Origin of the sequence: Actinomadura rifamycini DSM 43936 (assembly GCF_000425065.1) — a bacterium.
GTDB classification, from domain to species: Bacteria; Actinomycetota; Actinomycetes; order Streptosporangiales; family Streptosporangiaceae; genus Spirillospora; species Spirillospora rifamycini.
Genome location: NZ_AULB01000018.1, coordinates 125,446 through 150,005 on the forward strand (window position 1 = coordinate 125,446; position 24,560 = coordinate 150,005).

The 24,560-nt window shown below is 74.4% G+C and carries 23 protein-coding genes and 1 riboswitch; of the genes, 12 read left to right on the plus strand and 11 right to left on the minus strand.

Annotated features, from left to right (window positions below):
- The first annotated feature begins 47 nt into the window (after nucleotides 1-47).
- Nucleotides 48-239 (plus strand): DUF1059 domain-containing protein, encoded by a 192-nt coding sequence (locus H505_RS0118580; protein WP_026403194.1) that lies wholly within the window; start codon nucleotides 48-50, stop codon nucleotides 237-239.
- Here the strand turns inward: H505_RS0118580 and H505_RS0118585 are convergent.
- Nucleotides 236-1,648: an extracellular catalytic domain type 1 short-chain-length polyhydroxyalkanoate depolymerase gene (locus tag H505_RS0118585; protein ID WP_026403195.1), complete on the minus strand. Its 1,413-nt coding sequence runs from the start codon at nucleotides 1,646-1,648 to the stop codon at nucleotides 236-238. The two genes, H505_RS0118580 and H505_RS0118585, sit on opposite strands and share 4 nt — an antisense overlap.
- Before the next feature lie 143 nt (nucleotides 1,649-1,791).
- On the minus strand, nucleotides 1,792-4,575 hold the full coding sequence (locus tag H505_RS0118590; protein ID WP_084550463.1) for an ATP-binding protein: 2,784 nt from the start codon (nucleotides 4,573-4,575) through the stop codon (nucleotides 1,792-1,794).
- A 170-nt stretch (nucleotides 4,576-4,745) separates the two neighbouring features.
- On the opposite strand from H505_RS0118590, the gene H505_RS0118595 reads away from it, so the two are divergent.
- The 6 genes from H505_RS0118595 to H505_RS0118620 all read left to right on the plus strand — a co-directional run bounded on the left by H505_RS0118595 (nucleotide 4,746) and on the right by H505_RS0118620 (nucleotide 11,299).
- Nucleotides 4,746-5,102 carry a VOC family protein gene (locus tag H505_RS0118595; protein WP_026403197.1) on the plus strand — a complete coding sequence of 119 codons (357 nt, stop codon included), beginning with the start codon at nucleotides 4,746-4,748 and terminating at the stop codon, nucleotides 5,100-5,102.
- A 39-nt stretch (nucleotides 5,103-5,141) separates the two neighbouring features.
- Nucleotides 5,142-5,765 (plus strand): VOC family protein, encoded by a 624-nt coding sequence (locus H505_RS0118600; RefSeq protein WP_026403198.1) that lies wholly within the window; start codon nucleotides 5,142-5,144, stop codon nucleotides 5,763-5,765.
- 69 nt (nucleotides 5,766-5,834) lie between these two features.
- Nucleotides 5,835-6,272 (plus strand): iron chaperone, encoded by a 438-nt coding sequence (locus H505_RS0118605; RefSeq protein WP_026403199.1) that lies wholly within the window; start codon nucleotides 5,835-5,837, stop codon nucleotides 6,270-6,272.
- A 121-nt stretch (nucleotides 6,273-6,393) separates the two neighbouring features.
- The gene (locus tag H505_RS47790) at nucleotides 6,394-10,071 is read left to right on the plus strand and encodes an NACHT domain-containing protein (RefSeq protein ID WP_169528843.1); all 3,678 of its coding nucleotides are present in this window, start codon (nucleotides 6,394-6,396) and stop codon (nucleotides 10,069-10,071) included.
- Nucleotides 10,072-10,109: 38 nt separating this feature from the next.
- Nucleotides 10,110-10,673, plus strand: a complete 564-nt coding sequence (locus tag H505_RS0118615; protein WP_026403200.1) for a PadR family transcriptional regulator — start codon at nucleotides 10,110-10,112, stop codon at nucleotides 10,671-10,673.
- Nucleotides 10,670-11,299, plus strand: coding sequence for a GyrI-like domain-containing protein (locus tag H505_RS0118620; RefSeq protein ID WP_026403201.1), 630 nt, complete (start codon nucleotides 10,670-10,672; stop codon nucleotides 11,297-11,299). The genes H505_RS0118615 and H505_RS0118620 overlap by 4 nt, the downstream gene beginning before the upstream one ends.
- A gap of 4 nt (nucleotides 11,300-11,303) precedes the next feature.
- Here H505_RS0118620 and H505_RS0118625 read toward each other — a convergent pair whose 3' ends face one another.
- Both H505_RS0118625 and H505_RS47795 read right to left on the minus strand, forming a co-directional pair.
- Complete coding sequence (locus tag H505_RS0118625) at nucleotides 11,304-11,699, minus strand: hypothetical protein (RefSeq protein WP_026403202.1); 396 nt, start codon at nucleotides 11,697-11,699, stop codon at nucleotides 11,304-11,306.
- A gap of 241 nt (nucleotides 11,700-11,940) precedes the next feature.
- Nucleotides 11,941-12,840: a hypothetical protein gene (locus H505_RS47795; protein ID WP_026403203.1), complete on the minus strand. Its 900-nt coding sequence runs from the start codon at nucleotides 12,838-12,840 to the stop codon at nucleotides 11,941-11,943.
- 265 nt (nucleotides 12,841-13,105) lie between these two features.
- Between H505_RS47795 and H505_RS0118635 the strand changes: the two genes are divergently transcribed.
- Together H505_RS0118635 and H505_RS0118640 are read left to right on the plus strand one after the other, a co-directional pair.
- The gene (locus tag H505_RS0118635) at nucleotides 13,106-13,537 is read left to right on the plus strand and encodes an SgcJ/EcaC family oxidoreductase (RefSeq protein ID WP_026403204.1); all 432 of its coding nucleotides are present in this window, start codon (nucleotides 13,106-13,108) and stop codon (nucleotides 13,535-13,537) included.
- A 127-nt stretch (nucleotides 13,538-13,664) separates the two neighbouring features.
- Complete coding sequence (locus H505_RS0118640; protein ID WP_026403205.1) at nucleotides 13,665-15,083, plus strand: amino acid permease; 1,419 nt, start codon at nucleotides 13,665-13,667, stop codon at nucleotides 15,081-15,083.
- Here the strand turns inward: H505_RS0118640 and H505_RS0118645 are convergent.
- The 7 genes from H505_RS0118645 to H505_RS0118675 all read right to left on the minus strand — a co-directional run bounded on the left by H505_RS0118645 (nucleotide 15,070) and on the right by H505_RS0118675 (nucleotide 22,068).
- Nucleotides 15,070-16,197 carry a zinc-binding dehydrogenase gene (locus tag H505_RS0118645; protein WP_026403206.1) on the minus strand — a complete coding sequence of 376 codons (1,128 nt, stop codon included), beginning with the start codon at nucleotides 16,195-16,197 and terminating at the stop codon, nucleotides 15,070-15,072. The genes H505_RS0118640 and H505_RS0118645 overlap by 14 nt on opposite strands.
- A gap of 37 nt (nucleotides 16,198-16,234) precedes the next feature.
- A complete protein-coding gene (locus tag H505_RS0118650) occupies nucleotides 16,235-16,648 on the minus strand; it encodes an acyl-CoA thioesterase (protein WP_026403207.1) in 414 nt (137 codons plus the stop codon).
- A gap of 239 nt (nucleotides 16,649-16,887) precedes the next feature.
- Complete coding sequence (locus tag H505_RS0118655; RefSeq protein ID WP_026403208.1) at nucleotides 16,888-17,493, minus strand: superoxide dismutase; 606 nt, start codon at nucleotides 17,491-17,493, stop codon at nucleotides 16,888-16,890.
- Nucleotides 17,494-17,613: 120 nt separating this feature from the next.
- The gene (locus tag H505_RS42770) at nucleotides 17,614-17,808 is read right to left on the minus strand and encodes a hypothetical protein (RefSeq protein ID WP_034518514.1); all 195 of its coding nucleotides are present in this window, start codon (nucleotides 17,806-17,808) and stop codon (nucleotides 17,614-17,616) included.
- A 74-nt stretch (nucleotides 17,809-17,882) separates the two neighbouring features.
- Nucleotides 17,883-18,710, minus strand: a complete 828-nt coding sequence (locus H505_RS51065) for an SMI1/KNR4 family protein (protein WP_051300854.1) — start codon at nucleotides 18,708-18,710, stop codon at nucleotides 17,883-17,885.
- 77 nt (nucleotides 18,711-18,787) lie between these two features.
- Nucleotides 18,788-19,792, minus strand: coding sequence for a ribonucleotide-diphosphate reductase subunit beta (locus H505_RS0118670; RefSeq protein ID WP_233617697.1), 1,005 nt, complete (start codon nucleotides 19,790-19,792; stop codon nucleotides 18,788-18,790).
- Nucleotides 19,789-22,068 (minus strand): ribonucleoside-diphosphate reductase subunit alpha, encoded by a 2,280-nt coding sequence (locus H505_RS0118675; protein ID WP_026403210.1) that lies wholly within the window; start codon nucleotides 22,066-22,068, stop codon nucleotides 19,789-19,791. Before H505_RS0118675 ends, H505_RS0118670 begins: the two co-directional genes overlap by 4 nt.
- Nucleotides 22,069-22,161: 93 nt before the next feature.
- Nucleotides 22,162-22,388: riboswitch (cobalamin riboswitch) on the minus strand.
- A 93-nt stretch (nucleotides 22,389-22,481) separates the two neighbouring features.
- Between H505_RS0118675 and H505_RS0118680 the strand changes: the two genes are divergently transcribed.
- The 3 genes from H505_RS0118680 (at nucleotide 22,482) to H505_RS0118690 (ending at nucleotide 24,482) form a co-directional block, all read left to right on the plus strand.
- A complete protein-coding gene (locus H505_RS0118680; protein WP_051300855.1) occupies nucleotides 22,482-23,129 on the plus strand; it encodes a hypothetical protein in 648 nt (215 codons plus the stop codon).
- Nucleotides 23,130-23,211: 82 nt separating this feature from the next.
- Nucleotides 23,212-23,925 carry a YcnI family copper-binding membrane protein gene (locus H505_RS0118685; RefSeq protein ID WP_026403212.1) on the plus strand — a complete coding sequence of 238 codons (714 nt, stop codon included), beginning with the start codon at nucleotides 23,212-23,214 and terminating at the stop codon, nucleotides 23,923-23,925.
- Nucleotides 23,922-24,482, plus strand: a complete 561-nt coding sequence (locus tag H505_RS0118690) for a copper resistance CopC family protein (protein ID WP_026403213.1) — start codon at nucleotides 23,922-23,924, stop codon at nucleotides 24,480-24,482. Before H505_RS0118685 ends, H505_RS0118690 begins: the two co-directional genes overlap by 4 nt.
- Nucleotides 24,483-24,560 lie beyond the last annotated feature (78 nt).

Here is a 24,560-nt window from a genome sequence, read left to right on the forward strand (position 1 = left end):
GAAAGGGCAGGCGACGATGCGGCGGACCGGTGCGGAAGGAGGAGACGATGCGGAAAGTGGCCGACTGCAGGGACATGCCGAGCGAGTCCGGCTGCACCCTCACGATCAGCGGCGAGGAGGACGAGGTCGTCCGCGCCGCCGCCGAGCACGCGGCCTCGGTGCACGGGCACGAGGACACGCCCGCGTTCCGGGAGGAGATCCGCGGCACCCTGAAGGACGAGGAGCTGGCCTCGCACTAGCAGCCCGGATCGGCGATGACGAAGTAGCCGGGGGACGCCTCCCGCAGCGTCCGCGTCACGAACACGTTGAACAGGCCCATGTTCTGGCCGGAGCCGTTCGCGTACGCGTAGCCGCCGCGGACGTGCGCCCGTCCCGCCGTCACGTGCGCGGAGTTCGTCGCGGTGAAGCACCGGGGCGGGGCGCCCGCGGTCGTCGCGGTGACGGGGGCCGAGGCCGCGCCGGCGCGTCCCTCGGCGTCCACCGCCGCGACCGTGTAGGCGTACGACGTCCCGGGGGCGAGGCCCGTGTCCGTGAACGCGCCCGCCTCCGACGTCCCCGCGTCCGCGCCGTCGCGGCGGACGACGTACGACGCCGCGCCCTCGACGGCGTCCCACGCGAGCGACGCGGTGTCGTCGCCCGTCGCCGTCACCCGGAGACCCGTCGGGGCGGGCAGGGCGCCCGGTTCGCCGCCGTCCCCGTCGAGGCCCCAGAACAGCGCCGTCCGGTGGCTGGAGCAGATCGTGTCCAGGAAGTACGCGCCGGACGCGCCGCACTGCTCGGCGCCCGACCCCGGATCGACCGCCAAGCCGTGCCCCATCCCCGCGATCGAGTACACCTCCACGACCGAGTCCCCGTAGACGCTCCGCGTGATCCCGCCCGGCAGCGTCTGCGTGCTCGTCGGCGCCTGCGGGACGCCCCACACGTCCGTCCACTGGTCGCGCAACTCGTCCGCGTTCACCGGACGGACCGTGTAGTCGGCGGTCCCCTGCCAGATCGCCACCCGGGGCCACGGCCCGGTGTGGCCGGGGAACACCGCCCGCACCCGGTCGCCCCACTGCCGCGGCGTGAGGCCCTGGTCGTTCATCTGGCACCCCGTCGCCTGAAGCAGGCTGGACGCGCACGCCGCGGGCAGCCCGGCGTTGATCGACCCCCCGGCGAACACGTCCGGGTACGCGGCCAGCAGGTTCGCGGCCATCCCGCCCCCGGCCGACAGCCCGGTGACGTACGCCCGGCCCGACCCGAGGCGTCCCCGGGCGTCCTGCACCATCTGCACGACCGACGCCGCCTCGCCCCGGCCCCTCCCGTACTCGCCGGGCTCGAACCACTGGAAGCACCGCTGGACGTTGTTCGCCGTCGTCGTCTGCGGGTAGACGACCGCGAACCCCCAGCGGTCGGCCAGTTCGGCCCATCCCGAGTGGCCGTGGTAGGCGTCGGCGCTCTGCGTGCAGCCGTGCAGCGCCACGACGAGCGGCGCACCGGCCGGCAGCCCCGCCGGGACGTACTCGAACATCTGCAGGTTGCCGGGGTTGGACCCGAACCCGGTGACCTGCCGGTAGTCGCCCGCCGCCGCGGCATGGGCGGCCGCGCCCGGCGGGAGGAGAAGGCTCAGGACGGCGACGAACGCGACCAGTCGGGCGGGGAGGCGCATGACAGCTCCCTGTGCAGGGGGACGAACGCCGCCATCGTCCGTCCGTCGCCCGCCCCGCGACACGTGCGCGCCCCGCACCTTCCGCCCGTCCCGTATGTGCCCGCACGACACCCCGCCCCCGATCGGGACGCCGGTGGTGCGGGTCAGGCCGTGGGGGTGATGCCGAGGGCGGCGAGGGCGGCGGCGCCGCGGGCGGCGTGGTCGCCGCCCGCGAGGACCAGGGTGCGGGCGGACTGGTAGGGGCAGCCCGCGGCGTCGAGCGCGTCCGCCGCGGCGAGCAGCCGCTTCGGGTCGCCGTCGAGGAGCGCCTCCGCGCGGTCGACGAGCGCGCCCGCGACCGGGTCGCCGGCCGTCAGGCCGCGGGCGGCGGCCACGCGGGCGCGGGCGTCCGGGCTCCCGGCGAGGACGGCGGCCTCCGCGCGCAGCGCCGCGTACCAGTGCAGCCACACCCACGTGACCCACCGCCACACCTCGCCGGGCTCCGGGGCCAGCCGCTCCACCGCCTCGGCCGCGCGGCCCTCGTGCAGCAGGAGCAGCGCGTCGAACACTGCGCCGTGGCCGTGGACGCGGTTCGGCGACGTCCCGAACCGGTCCAGGACGGCGGCCCACTCAGCGCGGGCGTCCCGGTCGCCGCGCAGGCCGTGGACCATCGCGACGGCGGCCGCCGCCGGGTCGAGGTCCGGCCAGACCGGGGCGCCGCTCCGCCGCCACGCGTCCAGGAACCGGACGGCGCCGGCGCGCACGCCCTCGACGTCGCCCGCGAGCGCGTCCGCGACCAGCAGCCAGCTCGTCGCGCGGTGCCCGACCTCGGCGAGCGACGGGTGGTCGGCGAGCCGCCGCGCCCAGCGGCGGGCGCCCGGCAGGTCCCCGACGCCGATGCCGGTCTGCGCCGCCTCGCCGAGGGCCTGGACGAGCTCGTGCGTGACGGCGGGCCCGGGCGGGGCGGCCGACAGGAGCGCGACGCGGCGGCGGGCCGTGGCGGCGGTGGCGGACGCGTCGCCGACCCAGCTCCGGACGGCGGCGAGCGCGTCCAGCGCGGCGGACTCGGCGGGCGCGTCGCCGGTGCGGCGGGCGAGGTCGACGGCGCGTTCGGCGCGCGCGAGGGTGTCCGCGACGGCGTCGCCGCGGGGGTCCTGGTCGGCGCCGAACGCGTCGGCGGCCGACGCGGCCTCGGCGAGCGCGACGGCCGCGCGGGCGGCGGGGTCGTCGCCCGCGGGCCCGCGCGCCTCGGCGATCAGCGCGCGCGTCTCGGCCGGCGCCGGCGGCCGGACGAACGTGCCGGCGAACCGGTAGGCGGTGACGGCGGCGGTCGCCAGGTCGGCGGCCGCGCGGGCCGCGTCGCCGGACCGGCGGGCGGCGTCGGCGGCGGCCCGGTGCAGCCGGTACATGTCGTCGCCGTGCATCCGGCACCCGGCGACGGCCGCGGCGTGCCGCAGCGCCGCGGCGGCGTCGGCGGGGTCGGCGGCGAGCGCGGCGGCCTGCTCGTAGCGCTGCTGGGACTCCCCGAGGAGGTTGCGGGTGAAGGCCAGTTCCGCGAGGTGCCGCGCGAGGTCGCGGGCCTCGGCGCGGTGGTCCGGCTCGCCGGCCGCCCAGGCGAGCGCGGCGCGCAGGTCGTCCGCGACGGCGTCGAACCGGGGCCGCCAGTCCGCCGGGTCCGCGGCGAGGTCCGCGGCCCTGGCCAGGCACCAGCGGAGGTGCCGGGCCCGCGCGTCGGCGAGTTCGCCCGCCTCGGCGAGCCGCTCCGTCCCGTACTGGCGGATCGTCTCCAGCGCCCGGTACTCGGTGCCGCCCGCGGACGCCCGCACGACGAGCAGGCTCTGCTCCGCGAGGCGGGCCAGCCCGTCGGCGACGGCGCCCGCATCCCTGCCGGTCGCCTCCGCCGCCGCGGCGGCCGTGAACGGCGCGACGAACACCGACACGCGGCGGAGCAGTTCCCGGTCGGCCGGTTCCAGCAGGGTGTGGCTCCAGTCGACGGCGGCCCGCACCGACCGGTGCCGGTCGTCGGCGCGGGACCCGCCGGTGAGCATCCGCAGCGGGTCCGCCAGCGCGGCGGTGAGGCCGTCCAGCCCGAGCGTCGGGTACCGGGCGGCGGCCAGCTCGATCGCGAGCGCCATGCCGTCGAGCCGCGCGCAGATCGAGCGGACGTGGTCGTGCAGGGGCGGGTCCAGCGGCCACCCGATCGCGGACGCCCGCTCCATGAACAGCGCGACCGCGTCGGACTCGCCGTCGTCCGCCAGCGACAGCGGCGGCACCTGGTACGCCCGCTCGAACGGCACCATCAGCCGGGCCCGGCTCGTCGCCAGCACCGCCGCCCGGGGGCACGCCGCGAGGAGCCGCTCCAGGAAGAGCGCCACGCCGTCCCGCACCTGCTCGCAGTTGTCGAGGACGAGCAGGACGTGCCGGTCGGCGAGCGCCGCGACGACCGACTCGGCCATGCCGCGGCCGGGCTGCTCGCCGAGCCCGAGCGCGCCCGCGACGGCGGCCGCGACCATCCCCGGGTCGGTGACCGGCACCAGGTCGACGAACCACACGCCGTCCGCGAACGCGGCGGCCGCGTCCGCGGCCACCGCCAGCGCGAGCCGGGTCTTGCCGACGCCGCCGGGACCGACCGCGGTCACCTGCCGGTGCGCCCGGACGGCCTCGCCCAGCTCGGCGCGCTCGGCGGCCCGGCCGACGAACGACGTCAGCGGGGCCGGCAGGACGGGCGCGGGCCGCGCCGCGCCCGCGGCGGGACGGCTCGCGGCGGCCCGCCCGGCGAGCGCCCGGCGGTCCGGGACGTCCAGCTTCCGCAGCAGCGCGGACACGTGGCTCTCCACGGTGCGGACCGAGATGACCAGCCGCGCCGCGATCTCGGCGTTGCTGAGGTGGTCCCCGACCAGCTCCAGCACCTCGGCTTCGCGGGGCGATATATCCACTGTCACGGCCACCGCCCCATTCTGCCGCAGCCGTTCCGTACGGGCTCCGTGGGCGGGCTCCGTGGCCGGGCTCCGTGGCCGGTTCCGTGGTCGCCACGGATGTGGCGGAGGGGGTCCCGGCGCGAGGCTGTGAGCAGTTGGAACGGCGGGTCGACGCGGCCCACGACCTGGCAGGAGCGACCATGAGCGACTCGCCCGTCCTGGGGATCAAGACGGTGCTGCACCCCGTGAGCGACCTGGCGCGGGCCAAGGCGGTCTACGCCGCCCTGCTCGGCCGGGCGCCGCAGAGCGACACGTCCTACTACGTCGGGTTCGAGGTCGCCGGGCACCAGATCGGGCTGGTGCCCGGCGGCGGGCCGCAGCGCCTGACCTCCCCGACCGTCTACTGGCACGTCGCGGACATCGAAGCGAAGATCGCCGAGCTGACCGCCGCCGGCGCCGCCGTCCGGGAGGCCCCGCACGACGTCGGCGCGGGGCGCGTGGTCGCCACCGTCACCGACCCGGACGGCAACGTCCTCGGGCTCCTCCAGGACCGCTGAACCCCCCGCACACCCCCGCCTCACGGAAAGAAGCACGCCATGACCTCGTTCGAGTCCGTCACCCTGGAAGCCGCCGACACCGCCGCCGCGGAAGCCTTCTACGCCGCCGCCGGCCTCGCCCCGTACGTGGACGTCCGCGCCTCCGCCGAGCCGACGACCGGCTTCCGCGGGTTCGCGCTGTCGCTCGTCGCGTCCCAGCCCGGCAACGTCGACGCGCTCGTCGCCGCCGCCGTCGACGCCGGCGCCACGGTCCTCAAGCCCGCCGCGAAGTCGTTCTGGGGCTACGGCGGCGTGATCCAGGCACCGGACGGGACGATCTGCAAGATCGCGTCCTCGAAGAAGAAGGACTCCGCGCCCGCGGCCCCCGAGATCGACCAGGTCGCGCTGCTGCTCGGCGTCGCCGACGTCAAGGCCAGCAAGCGGTTCTACGTCGCGCGGGGCCTGGCCGTCGGGAAGAGCTTCGGCGGCAAGTACGCCGAGTTCGACACCCCGTCGTCGGCCGTCACGCTCGCCCTCTACCCGCGCCGCGCCCTCGCCAAGGACACCGGCGTCGGCCAGGAGGGCACCGGCTCGCACCGGCTCGTGCTGGTCGGCGGCGCCGAGCCCTGCATCGACCCGGACGGCTTCGCGTGGGAGCCCGCGCCCGTCCGCGACCGCGCCTGACCGCGCCCCCGACCCCGCCGCGCCCCGAATCGACAGAACCCGAACCGACAGACAGAAGGAGACCGGACCATGAGCGACTACAAGGGCTTCACCGCCGAGGAGCGCGCCGCGATGAAGGAGCACGCGGCGGAGCAGAAGAAGGCCGCGCGCCGCGCCTCGCGCGAGGAGAAGGCCGCCGAGGCCGTCCGGGACGTCCTCGCGAAGATCGCGGAGATGCGGGAGTCCGACCGGGCGATGGCCGAGCGGGTGCACGCCATCGTCACCGAGCACGCGCCCGCCCTCGCCCCGAAGCTCTGGTACGGGATGCCGTCCTACGCCCGGGACGGCAAGGTCGTCTGCTTCTTCCAGAGCGCGGAGAAGTTCAAGGCCCGCTACGCCACCCTCGGGTTCAACGACGCGGCGCTGCTCGACGACGGCCCGATGTGGGCGGCGGCGTTCGCCCTCACCGAGGTGACGCCCGAGGTCGAGGAGCGGATCGCCGACCTGGTGAAGCGGGCGGCGGGCTGACCCGCCCCCGCCGGACGGACCGGCCGAAGCACCCGCCGGGTGAGCGCGCGCCGCTCGCCCGGCGCCGTCCGTCCGCCGGAACCCTCGTCGAACCGGCCCGAATCGTCGTTGAATGTGCGGCGTGGACAGAACCGTGAGCCCCGCCCGGACGATCGCGCGCGTCGTCGCCCTCGCCTCGTTCGTCCTCGGGTGCGCCGTCACCGCCAACCAGGTGCTGGACGACGGCAGGCTGAGCTGGAACTGGCTGTACGTGGCGTGGGCGTTCGCCGTCATCGGCGCCCTGTACGCCGAGGTGCTCACCCCCGGCGCGCCGCTCGGCGGTGCCGCGGCGGGCGGCCGGCCGCGGGGCCGCCGCCGGATGTACCTGCGCCAGCTCCGCGCCAGCGTCGCGGACATGGAGACCGTCGGCATCGCCACCCAGGGCGAGTTCGCGCTCGGCCTCCGGCAGGTGTACGTCGAGGTCAGCCTGGCGCCGCAGCCGCTCCAGGACACCGCGGGCGAACCGTACCTCGGCCACCTCGGGCGGCCCGCCGGCGCGGCGGGCGAGCGCCGCGCCCTGTCGTCCTTCCTGCACGACGGCGGCGGGCGGGTGTTCGCGATCATCGGCGGCCCCGGCTCCGGCAAGACGACGCTGATGCGCGAGACCGCGCTCGACCTCTGCCGGCGGCCCCGGCCGTGGAAGCGCTCGTCCCGCCGCGCCCGCCTCCCGGTGCTGCTGTACCTGCGCGACCACGCGGGCATGATCCTCGCCGACGAGCCCCCGGACCTCGCCGAGGTCGCCGCCGCCGCGGGCTGGACGGCCGGGCGGGTGCCCGCGTCGTGGATCCGGCAGCAGCTCGACCGCGGCCGCTGCCTGGTCATGCTGGACGGCCTCGACGAGGTCGCCGACGCGGACCAGCGCGCCCGCGTCGTCGCCTGGACGCGGCGGCAGATCGAGCGCTTCCCCGGCAACCACGTCCTGCTGACGTCCCGCCCGCACGGCTACCTGTCGAACCCGCTGCCGTCGGTGAACGTGCTGCAGGTGCGCCGCTTCACCGGCGAGCAGATCGGCCGGTTCCTGCACAACTGGTACTACGCGATCGAGTGCCGGGCGCAGGGGACGACCGGCAGGCGCGTCCAGCAGCAGGCCGGGCAGAAGGCCGACGACCTGATCGGCCGGCTCCGCGAGCGGCCCGCCCTCTACGACCTGGCCGCCAACCCCCTCCTGCTCACCATGATCGCCAACGTGCACCGGTACCGGGACGCGCTCCCCGGCAGCCGCGCCGCCCTGTACGGCGAGATGTGCGAGGTCCTCGTGCACCGCCGGCAGGAGAAGAAGGGCCTCCCCGACCGCACCGGCCTGCGCGGCCCGCAGAAGGAGCACATCGTGCAGCGGCTCGCCCTCGCGATGATGCGCCGCAAGGTCCGCGACATCAGCGTCGCGGACGCCTGCGCCGCCATCGACGGCGACGTGCGGCGCGCGGCCGCCGGTCTGGCCCCGGAGGACTTCCTCGCCGAGGTCGGCCGCAGCGGGCTGCTCGTCGAGCGCGAGCAGGGCCGCTACGCGTTCGCGCACCTCACCCTGCAGGAGTACCTCGCCGGCGCCGCGCTGCTCGGCGACCGCCCCGCCGAACTCGTCGACGGCGTCGACGACCCGTGGTGGCGCGAGGCGACGCTCCTGTGGGCCGCGGACGCCGACGCGTCCCCGGTCGTCGCGGCCTGCCTGGAGTCCGGGACGGCGCGGGCGCTCGCCCTCGCGTTCGACTGCGCGGAGGAGGCCCGCAGCCTCGACCCCGCGCTCCGCGCGTCGCTGGAGGACATGCTCGTCCGCGATGCCGGCGACGACCCCGAGCGGCAGCGGCTGATCACCGCGGTGAAGGCCGCCCGCGCCCTCCGCGAGACGATCCGGCTGACGGACGACACCGCCGTCTGCGCCCGTCCGGTCACGCACGAGCTGTACGCGCTGTTCCTGCAGTCGGAGCGCGCCGAGGGCCGCCACCATCCCGAGCACCTGGACGACCGCCCGCCCGGCGAACCGGTCGCGGGCACGTGGGCCGAGGACGCCGACCGGTTCGTCACGTGGCTCAACGGGCTGTTCGAGGACGGCACCACCTACCGGCTGCCGACCCGCGACGAACTCGACGACCCGGCGATCGGCCTCGTGTCCGGCACCGAGGGCCGCTGCGTCTGGGTCCGCACGGACACCGGCGTCCTGCGGTACGTCCCGTCCGTCGTCTTCTGGCCGTACGTGCTGACGTCCGTTCAGGTGCATCAGTGCCTCCTGAGCGACTGCCGCCGGACGTCGCCGTACCTGCGCCTCGCCCTCGCTCCCCCCGATCCCGCCCGCATCGAGGCTTACGCGGAGCTGTTCGAGAGGCTGAAGAGCGACGACTTCGGAACCGACGCCGACAACCTGCTCCCCGTCCTGCGGGTGTTCGTCACGCTCGTCATGGCGCGTGCGCTGGCCCGCGCCGTGAACGCCGTCCCCGCCATCAGGGCCCCGCAGCCCGTCTGGACGCGGCGTTCCCTCACGCTCGCGTTCGCCCGGAACATCGAGACGGCACGCAAGGTGGCGCCCTACGTCGGCGCCGATCTCGACCTCGCCTTCGACTCCGCCCTCGACGGCGACATCGACGACGCACTCGACCGCGTCCTGGCCCGCGACCGGGCGTACGCACACCGCCGAGACTCGTCCCCCCTCGCCGATTCCGCCCTCGACCGTGCCCGCTCGCTCGACCGGCTCTCCCCGTACCTGCACGTCCCCGCGATGCTCGTCTCCCTCGCACGGGCACTCGACGGCGCCGTCGAACTCGCGGAGCGCCACCGCACGGGCGCCCGCACCATCGACGTCCGCGCCTTCGCCGACGAGTTCGGCGAACTGCGCGAGAGGACACTGCGCCTCGTCCACGACCTCGTCGCCGGGGCGGGCGGCGCCGGCTTCGACCTCGGCCCCCTCGACCGGATCCTGGACGTGCTGCGCCTGCACCTCCGCAACCGGGCCAGCACGTTCGGCTTCATGCACGACTTCGACCGCGTCCGCGACTTCGACCTCGCGCTGCCCCGGGTCCGCGACCTCCTCCGGGCCCACGACGGCGAGGCCGACGACGAACTCGTCCGGGATTCCACGCGGACCCTGGTCGCCGGCCGGTACCGCAACCGCGTCCGCGTGCCGGGCCTCGACCTCGACCTCGGCCGCACGCTCCAGGACGTCCTCGAGCAGGACCGCCTCCTGGACGAGCTGTTCACCGACCCCGGCCATCTCGGCCGGCGGGCCGCCGAGTACGTGTCCGCCTCCGCGGCGGCGCTCGATCGGGCCTTCCACCAGAACGCCATCGGTCGGGACATCGAGCAGCGGCAGGACCTCGTGACCGCCTACCGGAGCCTGCTGGCCGCATGGCCGACCGCCCCCGTCCGGGGGAACGACCACGGGTTCGACGCCTTCCTCGCCTCCATCGCCGCCGACCCGGAGCCGCCGACGATCGACATGGTCGGCGCCCCGCTCCGCGAGGCGTGCGACCTGCTCGCCGCGCCGTCCGCCCTCCCCCAGGCGCCCACCGAGAGGCTGTCCGGCGCGACGCGGCTCGTCCAGCACGCCCGGTCGCTGGTGGAGCCGATGCTGTCCCGGGTCCTGCCCCTGGACGAGGAGGACCTCGGCTGCGCCCGCATCGAGCTGCTCGCCGCGGCCGTCATGCTCCGCGAGACCGGCCACGACGACATCGCCGCCCTCCTCACCAGGGCCGTGCGCGGCTTGATCGCCCTCCAGACGTGGAACGAGGAGCCGCGACCGGCCGGCGAACTGCTCCTGCTCGTCCGCTGCTGACCCGCACGACCGATTATCCTAGTACTAGGATAGTCACCATGGCCGAGGAACCGACGCCCGCCGAGCTGACGCTGCTCGGGCTGCTCGTGGAGAAGCCGCGGCACGGCTACGAACTGGAGGAGGTCATCGCCGCCCGCGGCGTCCGCGAGTGGACCGACATCGGGTTCAGCTCGATCTACTACCTGCTCACCCGGCTCCGCGACCGCGGTCTGATCACCGAGGTCGCGGCGGAGCGCCCGGCGCGCGGCAAGGCGCGCCGGGTGTACGGGCCGACGGACGAGGGGCGGCGCGCGTGCGCGCGGGCCGCCGAAGCGGCGCTGGCCGACCTGCGGCCGGTGCACCCGCCCGTCCTGGTCGGCCTGGCGAACCAGCCGGTCATCGAGCCCGGCCGGGTGCGGGACGCGCTCGACCGGCGGGCCGCGGCGCTCGCGGAGCGCATCGCCGCGGTCCGCGCGGCCCGCGACGCCCAGCCCGGAACGCCCCCGTTCGTCCGGGCGATCTTCGACTACTCGCTGGGCCAGCTCGACGCCGAACGGCGCTGGCTGGACGGCTACCGGGCGGAACTCGGCGACGCAGCCACCGGAAACGGAGACGGACGATGACCACGGTCACCCGCTACGACGTCAAGCGCGAGCTCAAGCGGTTCTACGCGCCGAGGAACACCGGCTGGGAGCTGGTCGAGGTGCCGCCGCAGCAGTTCCTCGCCGTCGACGGGCACGGCGACCCCAACACGAGCGCCGACTACGCGCGCGCCGTCGAGGCCCTCTACTCCGTCGCCTACACGATCAAGTTCACCAGCAAGCGGGAGCTGGACCGCGACTTCGTCGTCGGGCCGCTCGAAGGGCTGTGGTGGTCCGACCGCCCGGAGGTCTTCGTCGCCCGGCAGAAGGACGCCTGGAACTGGCGCATGCTCATCAGCCAGCCCGACTGGATCACCGCGGACCTCATCGACGCCGCCAGGGCCGCCGCGCTCGCGAAGAAGAAGCTCCCGACCATCGAGGACGTCCGCCGCGAGACCCTGCACGAGGGGACGTGCGCCCAGGTGCTGCACGTCGGCCCGTACGACGACGAGGGGCCCGTCCTCGCCGAACTGCACGACACGTACCTCGCCGCGAACGGGCTGCGGATGGCCGGGCACCACCACGAGATCTACCTCGGCGACCACCGCCGCACCGAGCCCGCCAAGTGGCGGACGGTCCTCCGCCAGCCCGTCCGTCCGGCGGACTGACGGGTCAGGCGGGCCGCAGCCGCTCCACCGAGCGCTCCAGGTCGTCCGGCCGCACCTTCCAGCGCTCGGCGTCGTCGTACTCGACGTCGATGCCGAGCCGCAGGTCGGCCCGCCTGAGCTGGAGCAGGCACGCCTTCCAGCCGGGCTCGCCGGGCACGGCCATCGCCTCCCGCAGGGCGCCGAGGCCGTCCAGGACGTCCCACCCCTTCGGGGTGCGGGCCTCCCAGGACCCGTCGTCGAAGTACACGTACCCGAACATGGACTCGGTGCCGCCGCCGAACGTCGCGACGAGGCTCAGCGCGGCCCAGCCGTCCTGGTGCTCGGCGTTGCCGACGATCGCTTCCCCGACCGCCGTCAGCGCGGCCGTCGACGCCTCGGCGTCGAACTCCGGGTCCGTCATGTCACCCTCTCGCAGTCGGACGGGGCGGCGGGGTCGAGGCGGGGGGCGGAGCCGACGGGGACGTCGAGCCGGTCGCGGGCCGCGTGCAAATGATCACCGCCACTCCGCGTCGCCTCTCACGCCGACGTGAGGGTCCAACGTATCTGCCGCTTCGCCCCTTTCGAGATCTTTCAGCGGGGCGACGGCCAACGGTGCGCGCGGGTGCGGGGCCAGGAGGCGGTGGGAGCGCTCGTGCGGGCGCTCACTTCACGGTGACGAGAGCGTGCAGGCCCTTGGCGCCGAGGGGGCGGCCGTCGGTCAGGTCGGTCACCCAGGTGATCAGCGCGTACTCGCCGGGCTCCAGGGGCGCCTGGAGGATGACGGACGTGCCGTGCGACAGCGGCGGGGTGCCGACCGGGTCGCCCGCGAACGGCGGCTCGATCCACTCGCCGCTCTCCGCCGCGTCCCAGAACTCCTGGAGGTCGTCGCGGGTGGTCCCCGGACGGACGGGCACGAAGATCGCCTCGTTGACCTGCCGCATGCGGTTCGTCAGCAGGATGGGGGCGCCCGCCCTGAGCCGCGGCGCCACGTGGAAGCGGGGGCCGGACGGCGTCCGGGACATGCCGACGAACGCGCCGGGGCGGGGCGCGTGCCCGCGGTGCCGCTCGCGCCGGACGGTCAGTGCGTGCAGCGCCTCGGGGCCGGGCGGTGCGCCGTCCTCGAAATCGAGGTAGTCGACCAGGTAGTAGGTGCCGGGGCGGAGGCGGGCGGTGAACGTCGTGGCCCGTCCGGGGTGGGCCTGCGCGCCGCCGAGCAGGTCGGCCTCGTCCATCAGCGCGTTCCCGGCGGGGACCGCCACCTCGGGGTCGTCGGAGAAGACCTTGCCGAGGCGGTCGGCGAACGTCGCGGGGGACGTGCCGGGGTGCAGCCGGACGAGTCCGATCATGCTGCCGAGTTCGGCGGTCGCGGTGGTGGTGACCCGGAACGACGTCGGGCCGGCGGTGTGCGTCGCGGGCGCGGTGAACCCGCCGTCGCGGGCCTCGATCTCGATGACCGGCGCGGTGCGGGCGGCCTGCGCCGGGGCCTGCGGTGCCGGGGCTTGCAGCGCGGTGGCGCCGACCACGGCGGCAGCGGCCATGCCCAGGAGCTTCGCGTGCTTCATCGGTACTCCTTCGTCGGGGGGCGTCGTGCTCTGGACGGTAGGAGCCGGGTTCGGCGGTCCGGCAGTACCCGCGGATGTAACCGCGCGGACGCCGTTCGGGACCCCGGTCCCACGGGCGCACGCCCCGCGTACGACGGCCGCCGGAGCGCCGCCGGGTTTCCGCAGCGCAGGTCGTCATCCCGGCGCCCTTGACCTCGACCTTGGTCGAGGTTGTTGGCTGGTGCCCGGCGGTGATCACCGCCGCTCCTGAGAGAAAGGCACGGATATGGCTGACAACGTTCTTCTGGTGGGGGACGTCTCGGACGAGACGCGGGCCGCGGTGGCGGGCGTCGTGAAGGCGCTGGAGCGGGCGTTCAACACCAAGGACGCCGCGGCGCTCGCCGCGCAGTTCGCCGAACGGACGTCCTGGTCGAACGCGATGGGGACCCGGCTGGACGGGCGCGCGGCGATCGAGGAGTTCAGCGCCCCCGCGATGGAGGGCTTCCTCAGCGACGCGTACGCGCGCTACGACGTCGTGAAGATGCTGGAGATCGCACCCGAGGTGATCGCGGTGAACGTGGCGCAGCAGCCGACGGACGCCGCGGGCGCGCCCGTCGAGGGCGCGCACGGCGCGACGCTGTACGTGATCGCGCGGGGGCCGGACGGGTGGAAGATCGTCGCCGGGCAGAACACGGCCGTCGAACCCGCGGCGTCCTGACCCGCGCCCGCCCGAGCCCTGTGAGGGAGGATTCTTCCCTTACAGGGCTTAGGCCCGATCGTTATGGGGCGCCCGGTTCGACGTTGATCACGCCGGGAAGGGACTCCTCCGGTCGAGGAGGTGCCGCATGACGACGGTGCTGCGCGGGATGGTCCGCCGGAAGCCCATCGACGAGATCGAGGACGAGACCGAGACCTCCGGGCTGCGCCGGACGCTCGGGCTGTGGCAGCTCACCGCGATCGGCGTCGGCGGCATCATCGGCGCGGGCATCTTCTCCCTCGCGGGCGCGGTCGCGAACGAGAAGGCCGGGCCCGCGGTGCTCATCTCGTTTCTGGTGGCGGGGATCGCGAGCGCCGCGGCGGCGTTCTCGTACGCCGAGTTCGCCGGACTCATCCCGAAGGCCGGGTCCGCGTACACCTACGGGTACGCGGTGCTGGGCGAGTTCGCCGGGTGGGCGATCGGGTGGGACCTGCTGCTGGAGTACACGGCGATCGTCGCGGTCGTCGCGATCGGGCTGTCCGGGTACTTCAACGACCTGCTCGAATTCATGAACGTCGAGCTGCCGCTGTGGATGAGCGGCGCGCCCGGCACCGAACCGGACGGGGTCGCGGGCGGCGGCTACAAGGTGAACCTGTTCGCCGTGCTGCTGTGCCTGCTCATCGCGTGGGTGCTGAACCTCGGGATGAAGAACGCGGCGCGGTTCGAGACCGCGCTCGTGTACCTCAAGGTCGGGATCGTCCTGCTCGTGGTCGTCGTCGGCGTGTTCAAGATCCAGTCCGACAACTACGACCCGTTCTTCCCGTTCGGGTGGGGCGGCGCGTTCACCGGCGCGGCGACCGTCTTTTTCGCGGTGTTCGGCTACGACGCCCTCTCTACGGCGGCGGAGGAGTCGCGGGAGTCGCGCAAGCACATGCCGAAGGCGATCCTGCTGTCGCTGGCGATCGCGATGGTCCTGTACGTCCTCGCGTGCCTGGTGCTGACCGGGATGGTCGACTACCGCGAGATCGACGGCGAGGCCGCGTTCTCGTCCGCGTTCGACTCGGTCGGGCTGGAGGCCGTCGGCGCGGTCATCGCGGTCGGCGCCATCCTCGGCGTGCTGACCGTGCTGTTCACGTTCATGATGGGCGCGACCCGCGTGTGGTTCTCGATGAGCCGGGACGGCCTGCTGCCCCGGTGGTTCGCGAAGACGCACCCGGTCCGGCACGTCCCGACCCGCATCACGTGGATCGTCGGGATCGGCTCGGCGCTGATCGCCGGGTTCCTGCCGATCGCGGAGGCGGCGGAGCTGACGAACATCGGGATCCTGCTGGCGTTCATCGTCGTCTGCATCGCCGTCGTCGTCCTCCGGTACCGGCGCCCGGACCTCCCCCGCGAGTTCCGGACGCCGGGCATGCCGGTCGTGCCGCTGGTCGGCGTCGTCTTCTCGGTGTGGCTGATCACGTTCCTGCAGTGGCAGACGTGGGCGCGGTTCGGCGCCTGGTTCGCGCTGGGGTGCGCGGTCTACTTCCTCTACAGCCGCCGGCACTCCCTGCTCAACCGAAAGTGATCACCTGCCGGACCGCCTCGCCGCTGTGCAGCCGGTCGAACCCGGCGTTGACGTCGTCGAGGGTGAGGCGGTCGGACAGCAGCGCGTCCACCGGCAGGTTCCCCGTCCGGTACATGCCGATGAAGCGCGGGACGTCCCGGCGCGGGACGCACGAGCCGAGGTAGCTGCCCTTCAGCGTCCGCTCCTCCGCCACGAGGCTCAGCGCGGGCAGCGTCACGGGCTTGCCCGGGTCGGGGAGGCCGACGGTGACGGTCGTCCCGCCCGGCCGGGTCGCGGCGTACGCCTGCTCCAGGACGGGCACGACGCCGGTGGTGTCGATGACCTTCTCGGCGCCGCCGCCGGTGGCGTCCCGGATCGCCTCGACGGCGTCCGGGCCGCCCGCGACGGCGTGGGTGGCGCCGAGGCGGGACGCGAGGTCGCGCTTGTGCTCGACGACGTCCACGGCGACGACGGTCGCGGCGCCCGCGGCCTTCGCGGCGAGCAGCGCGGCGAGCCCGACGCCGCCGAGCCCGAGGACGGCGACGCTGTCGCCCGGCTTCACGTCCGCGCTGTAGAGCGCGGCGCCCGCGCCGGTCAGGACGGCGCAGCCGAACAGGGCGGCGATGTCGAACGGCAGGTCGGGGTCGACCTTCACCGCCGAGCGCGACGACACGACCGTGTACTCGGAGAACGCGGACACGCCCAGGTGGTGGTTCGGGCGGGTGCCGTCGGGCGCGGCGAACCGGTGCGCGCCGCTCAGCAGGGTGCCCGCGCCGTTCGCGCGCGCGCCGGGCCCGCACAGCGCGGGACGTCCGGCGACGCAGCGCTCGCAGTGCCCGCAGGCCGGGACGAACGCGAGCACGACGTGGTCGCCGGGGGCGAACTCCGCGCCCTCGCCCGCCTCGACGACCTCGCCCGCGGCCTCGTGCCCGAGCGCCATCGGCAGCGGGCGGAGCCGGGAGCCGTTGATCACCGAGAGGTCGGAGTGGCAGAGCCCCGCGGCGCGGACCCGCACCAGCAGCTCGCCCGGACCGGGCGGGTCGAGCCGCAGCTCGGCGACCTCCAGCGGGCGCGATTCGGCGTAGGGGGCGGGGCGTCCTGACTCGACGAGGACGGCGGTGCGCGTCGCGGTCATGCGGGTTCTCCGTTCACGGTCGGGGTGCGGGCCGTCCTCAGACGGTGAGCTTCTCCATCTCGGTGCGGACGGCACCGGCGATCGGGACGGGGCGGCGGGTCGTCCGGTCGACGAACACGTGCACGAAGTGCCCTTGCGCGATCAGGGCGCCGTCGGACGCGCGCAGCATCCCGATCTCCCAGCGGACGCTGGAGGTGCCGAGCTTCCCGATGCGCATCCCGACCTTGATCGTGTCGGGGAAGGACACCTCGGCCTTGTACTCGCAGTGCGACTCGACGCAGAGCGCGATGGACGGGGACGCGACGGGGTCGAACCCGGCGGTCCGGATCATCCACTCGTTGATGACGGTGTCCATCAGCGAGTAGTGGACGACGTTGTTGACGTGCCCGTAGACGTCGTTGTCCTTCCACCGCGTGGGGACGTTCTCCCAGAAAAGGTACTCGCCGGTCATGGGGCAAACCCTATGGTCGGCGCGGGTGTGCCGCGGCATCGGGCCTCCGGAACGGTGACCGTGCAAGGTGCCGGACGGGTGCGGGCTGTGCCCCCGCCCAACCGCGCCCGCCCCGCCCCGGGCCCCCGGCAAGGGGAAGCGGCGCTCACCCGGCCGCGAGGAAAGGTTCTGAGCACGATCCCGGCCGGGTGAACGCCGCCTCCGGGCGGGCCCGCGTCCGGGCGCCGCCGTCTACGGGGTCAGGACGAGCCCCGTGCGGCGTCGAACCGCGCGGTGACGTCCGTCCAGTCCACCAGCGACCACAGCTTCTCGACGTAGTCCGGGCGGACGTTGCGGTACTGCAGGTAGTACGCGTGCTCCCAGGCGTCGAAGACCAGCAGCGGCGTCGTGTTCATGCCGACGTTGCCGTGGTGGTCGTACACCTGCTCGACGACGAGCCGCCTCCCGAGCGGCTCCCACGCGAGCACGCCCCAGCCGGAGCCCTGCACGGTGGACGTCGCCGCCGTGAGCTGCTTGCGGAACGCGTCGAACGTCCCGAAGTGCTCGTCGATCGCGGCGGCCAGCTCCCCGTCCGGACGGTCGCCGCCGTCGGGCGACAGGTTGTTCCAGAAGATCGAATGCAGAACGTGCCCGGAGAGGTTGAACGCGAACGTCTTCTCCAGGCCGACCAGCCCGCCGAACTGCTCCTTGTCCCGCGCCTCGGCGAGCTTCTCGAGCGTGTCGTTGGCCCCCTTCACGTAGGCGGCGTGGTGCTTGGCGTGGTGCAGCTCCAGGATCTCGCCGGTGATGGCGGGTTCGAGGGCGGCGTAGTCGTAGGGGAGGTCGGGAAGCGTGTAGTCGGCCATGGCGCCACTATTGCAAACATGTTGCAGTTACGTCCATCAAGCAACACCAATGAGATCGCAAGAGCAGAGGCCCGCCCCGGGAACCCCGGGAGCGGGCCTCTGCTCGGCCGTCCTGCCGTGTCAGTACCCTCGATGACCACCGGCCCCGCCCGGACCGTGCCCACCGGTGCCGCGCCCGCCGCCGCGGAACTTCGCGAGCAGACGCTGGATCTTGGCTTTGTTGCGCGGGTCGCGCGCGGCCCGCTGCACCTGCGCGCGCGCCTTCTGGCCCTGCGGGCTGCGCAGGAACTTCGTGATGCGGTCGATGAGAGGCATCGATTTCCTCCTCGGCCTAGCCTCGATGCTTCAACGAGTGCCCGCACAGGAAAGTTCGGAACCTGGCGCGGACGTCAGGGCTTCGAAGGAGGGGACGCCTTGAACCAGTGCCCGCGCGGGCCTTCCGCGGCGAGGTGGAACGGGTGCCCCTCCTCGGTCATCGCCCGGTACAGGAACTCCGCGGCGGTGCAGTCGAACCGGGTGCCCTCGTCGAGGCTGTCCACCGCGTAGACGGGCCACCGGTCGGGGTCGTCCCCCTCGGTGATCCAGCAGAACGTCTGCTCGTGCTCGTTGTTCGACCAGGGGATCAGCCCGCCCGGCGCCGGGAACGGCGGGTGCTCCCCACCGAGCTCCAACCCGTATTCGGTGTGCCAGATCAGCTTGTCCGGAGGGAACACCACGTAGAACCCGTTGAACGCGCCCTTGCAGCCGAACAGCTCGACCAGCCGCTTGTAGTCGCCCGGCAGGGGCGCGCCGAGCCGCCCCTCGACCGCCGCCCAGTCGGGCGCGGGGACCGGCTCCGGCGGGCCGCCCGTGAGCGCGTGCAGCCGCTCCGGCCACGGCAGCTCCGCGGGCGGCTCGACGAACTCCGGGACCGTCCGGCGCGCGACGGCGACGACGATCCGGTCGTCCGCGTCCTGCCCGACCGCGACCGCCCGCCTGCCGCGCGCCCAGGCGGAGTCCCAGTCGCAGCCCTCCGGAAGCGCCATGGGCGGCTCGGCGTCCCTCCAGTACACGCGGCTGTACCGCTCGGTGAGCCTGTCGTCCGGGACGAGGATGCCGCCGTCGGTGACGAGCACGCAGGTGTGGCCGTCCCGGTGGCCCGGCTGATCGCACGTCAGGTCGCCCGTCTCCGCCTCCAGGAGGCCGTACACGGTCGCCAGCAGTTCCTCGGAGTCCATGGGGGCACCCAAGCACCCGCCGCCGACATCGCGCCACGGGCCGCGAACCACCGCCCCCGCGACGGGGACGAAGGCTCTCAGAACTCCTCGTCGAGCGCCACGGCGCCCTCCACCCCGATCTGGTAGGCCGACACCCGCCGCTCGAAGAAGTTCGACAGCTCCTGGACGTCCTGGAGCTCCATGAACGCGAACGGGTTCGGGGTGCCGTAGCGGGCGGGGATGCCGAGCCGGGCGAGCCGCCGGTCCGCGACGTACTCCAGGTAGCCGCGCATGTCGTCGGCGCTCATGCCCGGCAGGCCGTCGCCGCACAGGTCCCGCGCGAACGCCAGTTCGGCGTCCACGGCCTCCTCCAGCATCCGGACGACCTGGGCCGCCATCGCGTCGTCGAACAGGCCGGGCTCCTCCGCCCGGACGGTGTCGACCACCGAGAACGCGAAGTCCATGTGCAGGCTCTCGTCCCGGAAGACCCAGTTCGTCCCGGACGCGAGGCCGTTGAGCAGCCCGCGCGACCGCAGCCAGTACACGTACGCGAAGGCGCCGTAGAAGAACAGGCCCTCGATGCAGGCGGCGAAGCAGATGAGGTTCAGCAGGAACGCGCGGCGGTCGGCGGCGGTGCGCAGCTCGTCGAGGGAGCCGAGGGAGTCGATCCAGCGGAAGCAGAACTCGGCCTTCGCGCGGATGGACGGGATGTGCTCGATCGCCGCGAACGCCTTCGCGCGCTCGTCGTGGTCGGGCAGGTAGGTGTCGAGGAGGGTCAGGTAGAACTGGACGTGCACGGCCTCCTCGAACAGCTGCCGCGACAGGTACAGCCGGGCCTCCGGCGCGTTGACGTGCTTGTACAGGTTCAGCACCAGGTTGTTCGCGACGATCGAGTCGCCGGTCGCGAAGAACGCCACGAGCCGGTTCACCAGGTGCAGCTCCGCCGGCGTGAGGCGGGCGAGGTCGGCCAGGTCGGACGCGAGGTCGACCTCCTCGACCGTCCAGGTGTTGCGGATCGCGGCCCGGTACCGCTCGTAGAAGTCGGGGTAGCGCATGGGACGCAGGGTCAGGTCCATGCCGGGGTCGAGGAGCAGGTTCGTCACTGGCACGCCTCGCAGGTCTCCGGGTTCTCCAGGGAGCAGGCGTCCGCGGCGCCGGACGGCGCGACGGTCGTCTGCGCGATCCGGGTCGCGGGCCTGGACCGCAGGTAGTAGGTGGTCTTGAGGCCGCTGCGCCACGCGTACGCGTACATCGACGACAGCTTCCCGATCGTGGGGGTCTCCATGAACAGGTTCAGCGACTGCGACTGGTCGATGTAGGGGGTGCGGGCGGCGGCGAGGTCGATCAGGGCCTTCTGCGGCAGCTCCCACGCGGTGCGGTAGAGCGTCCGCATCTCCTCGGGCAGGTCCACGATGCCCTGGATCGAGCCGTTCGCCCGCTTGATCGCCTCCCGCACCTCGGACGTCCACAGCCCCAGCGACTTCAGGTCGTCGACGAGGTACGCGTTGAGCTGCAGGAACTCGCCGGACAGCGTCTCGCGCTTGAAGAGGTTCGACACCTGCGGCTCGATGCACTCGTAGCAGCCCGCGATCGACGCGATCGTCGCGGTGGGCGCGATCGCGACCAGCAGCGAGTTGCGCAGCCCCACCTCGGCGACGCGGGCGCGCAGCGCCGCCCAGTCGTCCGGACGGGACGGCGCCGCGTGCGCGAACGCGTCCGGGTGCAGCCAGCCGCGCGCCGTCCGGGTCTCCGCGTACGCCGGGAGCGGGCCGTGCGCCTCGGCGAGGTCGGCGGACGCCGCGTACGCGGCCAGCGCGATCTCCTCGGCGATCCGGGTGGACAGCGCGAGCGCCTCCGGGGAGTCGAACGGGAGGCGCAGCGTGAAGAAGACGTCGGCGAGACCCATCACCCCGAGCCCGATCGGACGCCACGTCCGGTTCGCCGTCGCCGCCTCGGGCGTCGGGTAGAAGCCGCGGTCGATGGTGCGGTCCAGGAACCGGACGGCGGTGCGGACGGTCGCGCGGAGCCGCTCCCAGTCGACGCCCGCGGCGGTGACGTGCGCGGCGAGGTTCACCGAGCCGAGGTTGCAGACGGCCGCCTCGCGGTCGCCCGTCACCTCCAGGATCTCGGTGCACAGGTTGGACAGGTGGACGGTCCGGCCCGGCTCGGCGGTCTGGTTGCAGGCGCGGTTCGCGGCGTCCTTGAACGTCATCCACCCGTTGCCGGTCTGCGCGAGCGTCCGCATCATCCGCCCGTACAGGCGGCGGGCCGGGACCTGCCGGACGTACCCGCCCGCGGCCTCGGCGGCCCGGTACGCGGCGTCGAACTCCTCGCCCCACAGGTCCGTGAGGTGCGGGACCTCCTTCGGGTCGAACAGCGACCACACCCCGTCGGCCTCGACGCGGCGCATGAACTCGTCCGGGACCCAGTTCGCGAGGTTCAGGTTGTGGGTGCGGCGCGCGTCCTCGCCGGTGTTGTCGCGCAGCTCCAGGAACTCCTCGACGTCCGCGTGCCACGGCTCCAGGTAGACGCAGGCCGCGCCCTTGCGGCGGCCGCCCTGGTTGACGGCGGCGACCGACGCGTCGAGCGTGCGCAGCCACGGGACGATCCCGTTCGAGTGGCCGTTCGTCCCCCGGATCAGCGAGCCCCGCGACCGGACCCGCGTCCACGAGATCCCGATGCCGCCCGCGTACTTGCTGAGCGCCGCGACCTGCCCGTACCGCTCGTAGATCGACTCCAGCTCGTCCCGGGGCGAGTCGAGCAGGAAGCAGGACGAGAGCTGGGGGCGGCGCGCGGCGGAGTTGAACAGCGTCGGGGAGCTGGGCAGGTACGCCAGGGCGCTGAGCAGCCCGTACAGCTCGGCGGCCTCGGCGACCGTGTCGGCGAGGCCGCACGCGACGCGGAGGAAGAAGTGCTGCGGGCGCTCCAGGACGAGCCGGGTGCTCGGGTGGCGCAGCAGGTACCGGTCGTAGACGGTGCGCAGGCCGAAGTACTCGAACCGGTCGTCGGCCGCGTCGTCGACGAGCGCGTCCAGCTCGGCGGCGTGCGCGGCGACGAACGCGGCGGGCCCGTCGCCGAGCAGCCCGGCGGCGTGCGCGGCGGAGACGGACCGGGAGAAGGTCTGCGCTCCCCCGGCCGCGGCCTCCTCGGCGATCTTCGCGGCGAGCAGCCGCGCGGCGGCCTTCCCGTAGCCGGGGTCGGCCGCGACGAGCGCGGCGGCCTCGCCGATCGCGAGGTCCCGCAGGGCGGCGGCGTCCAGCCCGTCCGCCGACCGGACGGCCGCGAGGACGCGCCCGGGATCGGCCCCCGGCACCCCGGCGCAGGCCCGCTCGACCTCGGCGGCGATGCCCGCCGCCGGGCGCGCGAGTTGCTGTGTCACGTGCTCTCTCCCCTCGTGAGACGGCCTCACGAGGGCACGCGAACGGGCACGGCGGCACGCCGCGGGCCCGTCCGGCGGCCTGCCCGCGAGGCCCGGACGAAACGCGCGCTGGCAGGTCTTCGGACTCGCGGGCACCGCGCCTCCCGGAGGAGGGCGCGACCTACTGGCCGTCGCTTCCCGGACCGCGGCGCGGTCCAGTGCTTCGTGACGGCGGTCGTTCCAGCTCACCGCTGCGGGGCAGTCCCGGATTCGCACCGGGTTCCCTCTTGCGACGCCCCCGCCGCGGACGGCGGGGGCGAACCAGCACGGGACTCGAACCCTACATCTAGTTTGACCTTGATATGCAACCCCAAGATGTTGGGCGTGTCGGTGAGGGCGGGGGTGGGTTCACGATCGCCGGAAGGAGTGAGACGATGGGTCCCGTCATGCTCCCGCGCCCTCCGCACCCGCTGTTCCGCGCCGCCCGCGCGGTCGTCTTCGCGACCGTGTGCGTGACGCTGGCGACGGCCGGGCACGCACTCGCCGCGCGGGAAGCGGTACCCGGCTGGGCGGTCGTGACCGGGTTCGGCGCCGTCCTCGCCGTCACGCTGCTGCTGGCCGGGCACGAGCGGTCGCTCCCGACGATCACGGGCGGGCTCCTCGGCGGCCAGTTCGCGCTGCACGCGCTGTTCACGAAGGCGACCGTCCCTGCGACGGCGGGCGCCGCCGCCGGGCACGCCGGACACACCGGGCACGCCGTGCAGACCGCGGCGGACCCCGCCTGGCCCGTCCTCTCCGGCGGCTGCGGCATGACGCTCGCGCACGCGGCCGCCGCGCTGCTGGCCGCCTGCTGGCTGTGGCGCGGGGAACGCGCCGCGTGGACGCTGGCCCGGCGGGTCGCCGCGGCCGCCGACCGTCCGATCCGGCTGCTCCTCGCGCTGCTCACCGCCCGGCCGCCCGCGCCCGCCCCGCGCGTCCCCGCCGCCGCGCCGCCGGTCGTCCCGGCCGTCGGCCGCGCGCTCCGGCACCAGGTCGTCCGGCGGGGACCGCCCGTCCGTTCGAGGGCGCTCGCCCCCCGCTGAGGCGGGACGGGACGGGCGCCGGACGCACCGGACGCCGACCGGCGATCCGGTCCCGACGCTTCTCCTCGAACGGAGTCCCGACATGTCCCTCATCCCGCACGCCCGGCGCACGGCGGTCGTCGCCGTCCTGGGCGCCGCCGGACTCGTGGGCCTGGCCACGGCCGCGTCCGCGCACGTCACCGTGAACCCCGACGCGGCCGAGCAGGGCTCGTGGGCGAAGGTGTCCTTCCGCGTCCCGAACGAGCGCGACGACGCCGCCACCACGAAGCTCCAGATCGACCTGCCGGCCGAGCACCCGCTCCGGTCGGTGTCCGTCCGCCCCGTCCCCGGCTGGGACGTGGAGACGGAGAAGACGAAGCTGCCGCAGCCGGTGAAGACCGAGAGCGGCACGATCACCGAGGCGGTCACCCGCATCACCTGGACGGGCGGGAAGATCGAACCCGGACAGTTCCAGGAGTTCGACGTGTCGTTCGGCCCGCTGCCGACCGGCACCGACCAGATGATGTTCAAGGCCGCGCAGACCTACGAGGGCGGCGAGGTCGTCGACTGGGACCAGCCGACGCCCGAGAACGGCGCCGAGCCCGAGCACCCGGCGCCCGTCCTGGCGCTGACGCCCGCCGCGTCCGGTTCCGGACACGGCGCGGACGCCGAACTGACCGCGACCGCCGCGGACACCGGCGACGCGGACGGCGCGGACGGCACCGCGCGGCTGCTCGGCGGCGTCGGCATCGGCGCCGGGGCCGTCGGCATCGCGATCGGCGGGTTCGGCCTGGCGCGGGCGCGGAGCCGGGCATGAGGCGCGCGCTCGGAGCCGCCCTCGCGGCCGTCCTCACGCTCGCGGCGGCGCTCGCGTTCGCCGCGCCCGCCTCCGCGCACACCGCCCTGACGGGCTCGAACCCCAAGGAGGGCGCGACCGTCGCGCCGCCGTCCGAGATCGTCCTGACCTTCGCGAACCCGGTGACGCTGCCGCAGGTCGTCGTGACGGACGAGTCGGACGCGCGGCACGAGACCGGCGAACCGCAGTCGGTCGACAACGACGTCACGCAGGCGCTGAAGGCGCCGCTGCCGAACGGCGTCTACACGGTCGGGTGGCGCGCGGTGTCCCCGGACGGGCACCCGATCTCGGGCACGTTCGAGTTCACCGTCGAGGGCGCGGCCCCGTCCGAGCCCGCCGCGGAGACGGCCGACCCGTCGGCGGCCGCCCCGGCCCCGGCGTCGTCGCCCGCGTCGACGTCCGAGCCGGAGGGCACGTCCGCGTCCTGGCTGTGGGTCGGCCTCGGGGCGCTCGCCGTCGCCGTCGTCGCCGGCGGCGTCGCGTGGCTGCGCCGCTCGAAGAGCGGCCCGGAGGACTGACCGGCGCACGGCCGACCGGGTGATCACGGAGTCGCACCGATCACCCGGTCGGCTGCTACCTTGTGTCCCCGCACCGCG

Coding starts and splice junctions, on each gene's coding strand:
- H505_RS42770 (WP_034518514.1), bottom strand. CDS start 17,808: ATGCCTCTCATCGACCGCATCACGAAGTTCCTGCGCAGCCCGCAGGGC.
- H505_RS0118600 (WP_026403198.1), top strand. CDS start 5,142: ATGACCTCGTTCGAGTCCGTCACCCTGGAAGCCGCCGACACCGCCGCC.
- H505_RS0118615 (WP_026403200.1), top strand. CDS start 10,110: ATGGCCGAGGAACCGACGCCCGCCGAGCTGACGCTGCTCGGGCTGCTC.
- H505_RS0118655 (WP_026403208.1), bottom strand. CDS start 17,493: ATGGCCGACTACACGCTTCCCGACCTCCCCTACGACTACGCCGCCCTC.
- H505_RS0118650 (WP_026403207.1), bottom strand. CDS start 16,648: ATGACCGGCGAGTACCTTTTCTGGGAGAACGTCCCCACGCGGTGGAAG.
- H505_RS0118690 (WP_026403213.1), top strand. CDS start 23,922: ATGAGGCGCGCGCTCGGAGCCGCCCTCGCGGCCGTCCTCACGCTCGCG.
- H505_RS0118620 (WP_026403201.1), top strand. CDS start 10,670: ATGACCACGGTCACCCGCTACGACGTCAAGCGCGAGCTCAAGCGGTTC.
- H505_RS51065 (WP_051300854.1), bottom strand. CDS start 18,710: ATGGACTCCGAGGAACTGCTGGCGACCGTGTACGGCCTCCTGGAGGCG.
- H505_RS0118680 (WP_051300855.1), top strand. CDS start 22,482: ATGGGTCCCGTCATGCTCCCGCGCCCTCCGCACCCGCTGTTCCGCGCC.
- H505_RS0118595 (WP_026403197.1), top strand. CDS start 4,746: ATGAGCGACTCGCCCGTCCTGGGGATCAAGACGGTGCTGCACCCCGTG.
- H505_RS0118635 (WP_026403204.1), top strand. CDS start 13,106: ATGGCTGACAACGTTCTTCTGGTGGGGGACGTCTCGGACGAGACGCGG.
- H505_RS47795 (WP_026403203.1), bottom strand. CDS start 12,840: ATGAAGCACGCGAAGCTCCTGGGCATGGCCGCTGCCGCCGTGGTCGGC.
- H505_RS0118685 (WP_026403212.1), top strand. CDS start 23,212: ATGTCCCTCATCCCGCACGCCCGGCGCACGGCGGTCGTCGCCGTCCTG.
- H505_RS0118605 (WP_026403199.1), top strand. CDS start 5,835: ATGAGCGACTACAAGGGCTTCACCGCCGAGGAGCGCGCCGCGATGAAG.
- H505_RS0118585 (WP_026403195.1), bottom strand. CDS start 1,648: ATGCGCCTCCCCGCCCGACTGGTCGCGTTCGTCGCCGTCCTGAGCCTT.
- H505_RS0118640 (WP_026403205.1), top strand. CDS start 13,665: ATGACGACGGTGCTGCGCGGGATGGTCCGCCGGAAGCCCATCGACGAG.
- H505_RS0118625 (WP_026403202.1), bottom strand. CDS start 11,699: ATGACGGACCCGGAGTTCGACGCCGAGGCGTCGACGGCCGCGCTGACG.
- H505_RS0118580 (WP_026403194.1), top strand. CDS start 48: ATGCGGAAAGTGGCCGACTGCAGGGACATGCCGAGCGAGTCCGGCTGC.
- H505_RS0118645 (WP_026403206.1), bottom strand. CDS start 16,197: ATGACCGCGACGCGCACCGCCGTCCTCGTCGAGTCAGGACGCCCCGCC.